The organism is Pseudomonas sp. P4_C3 (genome assembly GCF_056402075.1).
On sequence record NZ_JBFUIC010000254.1, the window covers coordinates 1 to 6149 of the forward strand.

General features: G+C 57.8%; 8 protein-coding genes and 1 pseudogene. 2 read left to right on the top strand and 7 right to left on the bottom strand.

The features are described 5' to 3' along the window. From AC1DVH_RS24775 to AC1DVH_RS24800, 6 genes and pseudogenes are all read right to left on the bottom strand, one after another. Nucleotides 1–183: pseudogene (locus AC1DVH_RS24775) on the bottom strand (ABC transporter substrate-binding protein); the annotation flags it as partial. 95 nt (nucleotides 184–278) lie between these two features. Continuing rightward, nucleotides 279–494, bottom strand: a complete 216-nt coding sequence (locus tag AC1DVH_RS24780) for a TOBE domain-containing protein (protein WP_059404251.1) — start codon at nucleotides 492–494, stop codon at nucleotides 279–281. Between the two features lie 117 nt (nucleotides 495–611). Continuing rightward, nucleotides 612–818 (bottom strand): hypothetical protein, encoded by a 207-nt coding sequence (locus tag AC1DVH_RS24785; RefSeq protein WP_477756034.1) that lies wholly within the window; start codon nucleotides 816–818, stop codon nucleotides 612–614. Continuing rightward, nucleotides 815–1735: a homocysteine S-methyltransferase family protein gene (locus AC1DVH_RS24790; RefSeq protein WP_477756035.1), complete on the bottom strand. Its 921-nt coding sequence runs from the start codon at nucleotides 1733–1735 to the stop codon at nucleotides 815–817. Before AC1DVH_RS24790 ends, AC1DVH_RS24785 begins: the two co-directional genes overlap by 4 nt. Then, on the bottom strand, nucleotides 1732–2781 hold the full coding sequence (locus tag AC1DVH_RS24795; RefSeq protein ID WP_477756036.1) for an ABC transporter substrate-binding protein: 1050 nt from the start codon (nucleotides 2779–2781) through the stop codon (nucleotides 1732–1734). The genes AC1DVH_RS24790 and AC1DVH_RS24795 overlap by 4 nt, the downstream gene beginning before the upstream one ends. A gap of 13 nt (nucleotides 2782–2794) precedes the next feature. Beyond that, complete coding sequence (locus AC1DVH_RS24800; protein ID WP_477756037.1) at nucleotides 2795–4684, bottom strand: ATP-binding cassette domain-containing protein; 1890 nt, start codon at nucleotides 4682–4684, stop codon at nucleotides 2795–2797. A gap of 454 nt (nucleotides 4685–5138) precedes the next feature. On the opposite strand from AC1DVH_RS24800, the gene AC1DVH_RS24805 reads away from it, so the two are divergent. Together AC1DVH_RS24805 and AC1DVH_RS24810 are read left to right on the top strand one after the other, a co-directional pair. Then, complete coding sequence (locus AC1DVH_RS24805) at nucleotides 5139–5300, top strand: hypothetical protein (protein WP_414873507.1); 162 nt, start codon at nucleotides 5139–5141, stop codon at nucleotides 5298–5300. 53 nt (nucleotides 5301–5353) lie between these two features. Next, nucleotides 5354–5944 (top strand): helix-turn-helix domain-containing protein, encoded by a 591-nt coding sequence (locus AC1DVH_RS24810; RefSeq protein WP_477756039.1) that lies wholly within the window; start codon nucleotides 5354–5356, stop codon nucleotides 5942–5944. On the opposite strand, the gene AC1DVH_RS24815 is transcribed toward AC1DVH_RS24810, so the two are convergent. Next, on the bottom strand, nucleotides 5912–6149 hold a 238-nt coding region (locus AC1DVH_RS24815), incomplete at its 5' end, for a hypothetical protein (protein ID WP_477756038.1). The genes AC1DVH_RS24810 and AC1DVH_RS24815 overlap by 33 nt on opposite strands.

A 6149-nucleotide genomic window follows, 5' to 3' on the forward strand; every position in this document is an offset into this window, starting at 1 on the left:
ATGCTTATGCTTCTCGATGAGCTGCTGATCCCGTACCACATCCAATATCAGGTAACCGATACCAAATTGCTGGGCAATGCTGATTTTGCCTTCGGCGTGAACGCCGGAGCTCAGTAACATACCCGCCGCAGTCAGTGAGGCCGCCAACACTGTCAACGCTGAACGCTTGAAGGGAGTTGCCATGAAATCCTCAAAGTCATTGCAAGATTCAAGAAACAAGAACGATAAAAAAGCGGCCGGGGCCGCGTTTTTTTTACTCAAGCCTGAGTCCGATAATCTCAGAGCTTGGCGATCGAGACTTCTGTGGATTTGACGAAGGCAATGACCTCGCTGCCGATTTTCAGTTCGAGATCACGCACTGAACGGGTGGTAATCACCGAGGTGACAATGCCGGACGCGGTTTGCACATCGATTTCAGAAACTACTTCACCTTCCACAATCTCCTTGATAACGCCCTTGAATTGGTTCCGAACGTTGATGGCTTTGATGGTCATGTGGGCTACCTGTCTGAGAGTGGGCAAATCAGCACTCATGTGCATGCCGTCAAAGTGCACCTCTTGCCTTGATATTAAAAAGAATAAATAACGATTTATTTATTCATTAAAAGAATATCAAATTTGACGAATACCAACCCTTCCCAAACGATGACTACGCGAGGCTGGCATGTCCCCAGCGCCATCGCCATCGCCATCGCCATCGCCATCACCATCAGCTCCGAGCACGTCCGGCAATGTCCTGAATGACGCCTCAGCGCCCCAAAAACAGCCGGCACCAAAAGTCGCCTGCTCAACCAGTGTTTCCTGTTGAAGATCGCTCATGTTCCAGCGCCCCCACTGTCCGCCAACAAGTGCAGGTGCAACTGCGCGATGTGCTCTGGGCCGATGCCACAGCATCCTCCAACAATACTGGCGCCAGCCGCTACCCAGGATCTGGACCAACGCAAGTATGACTCGGGATCCAGATCGCTACGAATCTCCAGCAACGTACTATTGGCTTTGGCCTCTGTGCTGACGGGAGGAAATGCGTTGGCGTAAACCCCTAGCTCAATGCTCTGGTCGAGGCTATCAAGAACATCTCGGGCTTCGGCCAGTGCCGCTGCCATTACTTCCGGCTGACTGCAATTGAACAGCACGACTCTCGCACCCAACTCGGCCGCCACGCGTACCGCCTCGCCGACTGGCTCAGTGGAACGCAGTTGCGGTGACTCATTGACCTCATCCAGAAGCGTAAACGACACCCACAGCGGTTTGAGCTCTGCGCCCAGCGCCTCCGCTACCGCCCTGACTTCAGCCGTAGAACTCTGAGTTTCCGCTAACCAGACATCGACATGCGCCCGCAACCCAACAATAAGCTCTCGATGGATCGTGACAGAACGTTGATGATCGAACAGGTCCGGCCGATAGGATCCGAGAGCCGGCGGTAACGAGCCGGCCACGGTCACCGGCTCGGCACTCTCAGACGCCGCCTGACGAGCGAGCCGCCCAGCCCGTTCAGCCAGCACTCGCCCCTTCGCGGCAAAGCGCTCTTCACCTATATGAAAAGGCACAACCGCGTAGCTGTTGGTGGTGATTATCCGGGCASCGGCATCCACGAACGCCCTATGAGCCCGAAGCACAAACTCGGGTGCCTCGATCAGTGCGAGCGCTGACCATTCAGGCTGACGAAACGGCGCCCCGATACGTTTCAGCTCGCGCCCCATACCGCCATCGAGTAAACGCAAAGAGACTTGACTCATTGGCTTGCACTCACTTTAGGCGCCGACGCGGACAGCCATTGATCAACCTTGGCGGTGTTCGCCTGAACCCACTCTTTGGCCGCGACGTCAGCCGGCAGTTTTTCCTTTTCGATCTTCAGGATCAGCTCATTGAGCTGCGCCGGGTCGATGGCGACATTCTTCAGGAACTCGGCAATTTTCGGGGCGCGTGTCTGCAAGGCTGCGGACGCCAGGACATGAACCTTGGCATCCGGGAAGGCACAGGTAATCTGACTTTTGTTCAGCCAGTCGGGATCGACCGTCGGGCTGATGAATTTCCAGCAGCCATCGACCTTGTAAAGCGGGTCACCTTTTTTGTTGTCCTGGGCGTAGCCGTCGAATGCGGGCTCTTCCAGGCGACGCRGGTCATAGGCCGAGAAGATCCAGTCCGGGGTGTAGGCATAAAACACCACGCCACGTTGCGCCTTGTAGGCCGAGGCCAGCTTGGCATAGGTCACCGAAGCTTCCGTGGACACCGACTCGAATTTATCGGCAAACCCGTAATCCTTGGCCTTGATCTGGCCAATGTAAGTCGACTCCCAGCCCGCCGGCCCCACCAGCAACTCAGCCTTGCCGCCACCCAGTGGCTCAAACAGCTTGGCCACTTCGGGCTTTTTCAGGTCGTAGATGGATTTAACGCCGTATTTGTCCTGCAAATACCCGGGGATATAGAACCCTTGTTCGCCCGCATAAGGCTTGACGTTTGGCACCAGTGAACGGGGGCCGCCCGTGACGTACCTGGCCCAGGCAGCCGACTGGTTGGGCAGCCAGATGTCGGTCAACACATCAACCGAGCCGTCGCCTTTCGCGGCGGCACTGAACAGCACCGCGACATCCCCGGCCAGGTACGATACATCGCCGTCCAGTCGGGTTTTGATCACCTCTGCGAGGATGCTCTGAATGGCGATTGCACCTGTCCAGTTCTGCTCGCCAATGACGATCTTGTCCTTGGCCAACACGGTTGCCGGGAGAATCAGGGAGGCCAGCAGCGCGGCTGCGCCCACAGTGCGCGATAAGTGTGTCTTCATGACAAGTCTCACGTTAGTTGTGCAGGTGATCTTGCTTGCGCAAGCTCGATTGAATGATTCGGTCAGGGATCAGCGCGCACAGGACAATCGCCACGCCGGCGAGCATGCCCTCGCCACCCTTGATATTGCGCAGTGCTGTCATCACGTCATAACCCAGTCCGCCGGCGCCGATCAGCGCGGCCACAACCACCATCGACAGGCTCATGACGATCGTCTGGTTAATCCCCAGCAACAGCGAGCGGCGAGCGAGCGGCAGCTGCACCTTGATCAGGGTTTGCCAAGGGCTGGCGCCGTGCGCGACGGCGGCCTCGACAGCGTCCTTCGGTACTTCCTGAATACCCAACGAGGTCAAACGGATCATCGGCGCCAGCGCGAAAATCACCGTCGCGATCACGGCCGGGGTCTTGCCCACCGAGAAGAACGCCACGGCAGGAATCAGGTAGACAAAGGTTGGCAGCGTCTGCATGACATCCAGCAAAGGTGTGAGCAGCCGTCGTACCAGCGCCCGCTTCGCCAGCAGAATGCCGGTGGGCACACCGATGACCAGCGCAATCAGTACCGACGAACCGACCAGCGCCAGCGTAGCGATGGTTCGCTCCCAGAAGCCGAACAGGCCGATGTACAACAACGCCGCGCTGCTGGTCAGCGCCAACGCGACGCCAGCCGAACGCCAGGCCAGTAACACCAGCGCCAGCGCCGACACCGTCCAGGGCAGCCAGCCCAGCAGGTTTTCAATCCCTTCGATGACGGTGCGAACGGCAACGATCACGCCGATAAACGCCCCCTCGAACGTGACCTGAGACCAACCGATAAATTCGTCAATGCTCTGCGCTGCCAGCAGTAGCGCCTGGCGATTGGCCGGGAACTGCAGCACCGCATTCGTCGTGTCAGGCGTAATGACTCGCCAGACCACCAAGGCCTGACTGACCAGCAGTACCACCAAGGGCAGAACCCAACCCGATGCGTTTCGTCGCACGGGCGCGCGGCTCAGCGAGAACGCAGTGAAGCGGCTGGCAGCGAACACGGCGACTGCCGCCAGCACCGCAAACAACGATGAATTGGCAATGCCTTGACCCAGGACGGCCAATGCCGCGAGTTCGCTGGCAAACGTAAGCCAGAACAATCCGCCCTTACCCCGCGCCGCCAGGGCCGCCGGCCCCAGCAAAAGAGTTTGCCACCCACGCAAGCCAGGGGAAGCGGACTGCTCGCGCAGTTCACTTTCTGGAGCCTTGAAGCTAACGCTGTCCACGCTGTACAGAGGGGATGGTGTGGATGTGCAATCCCGAAAAAAGTCCGCGACTTCGGCGTCAGCGGGATGTTCAAGCAACTGTTCTGGAGTGCCCAACTGCACCAGACGGCCATGGCGCAGCACAGCTATTCGGTCTGCCAGGCGTATGGCTTCGGCCGGATCATGCGTGACTAGCAAGGTGCTGATGCCGCGCTCGCGGGCCAGTGCAAGGAAATGGCTTTGCAGATCACGGCGGATGGTTGGGTCCAGAGCACTGAAAGGCTCGTCCATCAGCAGAATTTCAGGCTCCGTCACCAAGGCCCGTGCCAGGCCGACACGTTGCTGCATGCCGCCGGAGAGCTCATGCGGATAATGCTCACCCCAACCTTCCAGCCCTACCGCCTGCAACTGCAGGGAGGCTGCCGCGTGACGAATCGACTCACGTTCGCCGCGCAACTCCAATGGAAGCGCGACGTTATCCAGCACTGTGCGGTGAGGTAACAAACCAAAATGCTGAAACACCATACCGATGCGTCGCGACCTCAAATCACGTAAAGCCTTGTGGCTCAACCCGCTGATCGCTTGACCTTCGATCAAGACTTCACCACTCGTGGGTTCGATCAAGCGGTTGATGTGACGCAACAACGTCGACTTGCCGCTTCCAGACGTCCCCATCAAGCACAAGACCTCGCCCCGACGCACCTTCAAGCTGACATTGCTCACTGCCGGTGGCGCAGAAGAACCTTTTTTTCGCAGATAAGCTTTGGTGACGTTTCGCAGCTCGAGGACAACATCATCCTCATTGGCTTGATCGTCGCAGGGTTTCGGAAGTCGTGGAGCAGACTCGGGCCGGGCAGTCGCAAAAGAGGATTGAATGATAGTCACAGGAGCTCCCGGCACACTTTCTAAGGTCTATAAAGCTAATAGATCTTAAAAAGCACAAACAAATATCTTTTTGGAATTAGCTTAAGCTGCTCCGTTCCGTCCCTTGGGTCAGACCTCGGTCCAATTGCTTGAATTTAAAATAACCAAAAAGAATTAATAAATAAAAAATCAGTATTTATAGTTATATAACTATCCGGGTACTCTTCAGTTCATCCCGTCATTTACCTTCACAGTGAAGTGCCCCATGAATCCGACAGCCAACGTCATCGACTTCGCCAGCTACCGCAAACGCAAACAGGCTCAGCAACGGGCGCGGGCCATGTGGGAAATGTACGCACGCAATGCAGGTTTGCAGGCCGCTCAGTGGGTGCAAGCCGCTAAAGCCAGCGAGACGCGTCACGCGTGAATGCGCAAGAACCCTCGCGCTTTCTGGCGAGCGCCGACGAACCCGTGCTGAATTTGAACAACCAGGAGCCGTTGGAAGAAGACCCGATCTGCGAACGGGTCGCACAGAACTTGCAACGCCTGCGGGGCAAGCGTCATCTTTCCCTTGACGCCCTGGCCCGGCAGTGTGGTGTGAGCCGGGCGATGCTGGCGCAGATCGAGTCCGGGCGCAGCGTGCCGTCCATCAAGGTGCTGTGCAAAATCGCCAAGGGCTTGAAGGTGTCGGTGGCCGCCTTTCTGGAGCATCGGGCCTTCGAAGGGGTGGCGGTGCTGGCGGCCAGCCAGAGCAAACGCCTGGTCAGTGCCAGCGGCGCCTTTGTCAGCCGCGCGCTGTTTCCGTTCGACGTGGCGCGCCAATCGGAGTTTTACGAACTGCGCCTGAGCCCGTTGGGAGTGGATCAGTCCGAAGGGCATGGCCCGGGCGTGCAGGAAAACCTGGTGGTGGCTCAGGGTGTGCTGGAGATCAGCGTCAACGACGAGCGCTACCTGCTCTCCACCGGCGACTCGATCCTGTTCTATGCGGACCAGCCCCACCGCTACCGCAACCCGGCCGACAGTGAGGCGGTGGCGTATCTAGTGGTGACTTACCCGGAACGCCTGGACTGAAAAGCAGACATTAAAAAGGTTCTTCACGGAATCCCGGGGAACATCGATACCTATAGAAGCTGCGGTGCGGCGATCCGACTTGCCAGCGATGGCAACTGACGGCCGAGCATTTTCTTCCTGGTGTACATATTCATTGCTGCGGTAACGGCCACTTAGGGTTCCGCCCTGACGGCGGGTCACTTGGAAAAGCCTGTAGGAGCGAGCT

Bases quoted from the DNA above. Each gene is read 5' to 3' on its own strand.
- AC1DVH_RS24780 (WP_059404251.1), bottom strand. From the start codon at position 494: ATGACCATCAAAGCCATCAACGTTCGGAACCAATTCAAGGGCGTTATC.
- AC1DVH_RS24785 (WP_477756034.1), bottom strand. From the start codon at position 818: ATGAGCGATCTTCAACAGGAAACACTGGTTGAGCAGGCGACTTTTGGT.
- AC1DVH_RS24800 (WP_477756037.1), bottom strand. From the start codon at position 4,684: ATGGGGACGTCTGGAAGCGGCAAGTCGACGTTGTTGCGTCACATCAAC.
- AC1DVH_RS24805 (WP_414873507.1), top strand. From the start codon at position 5,139: ATGAATCCGACAGCCAACGTCATCGACTTCGCCAGCTACCGCAAACGC.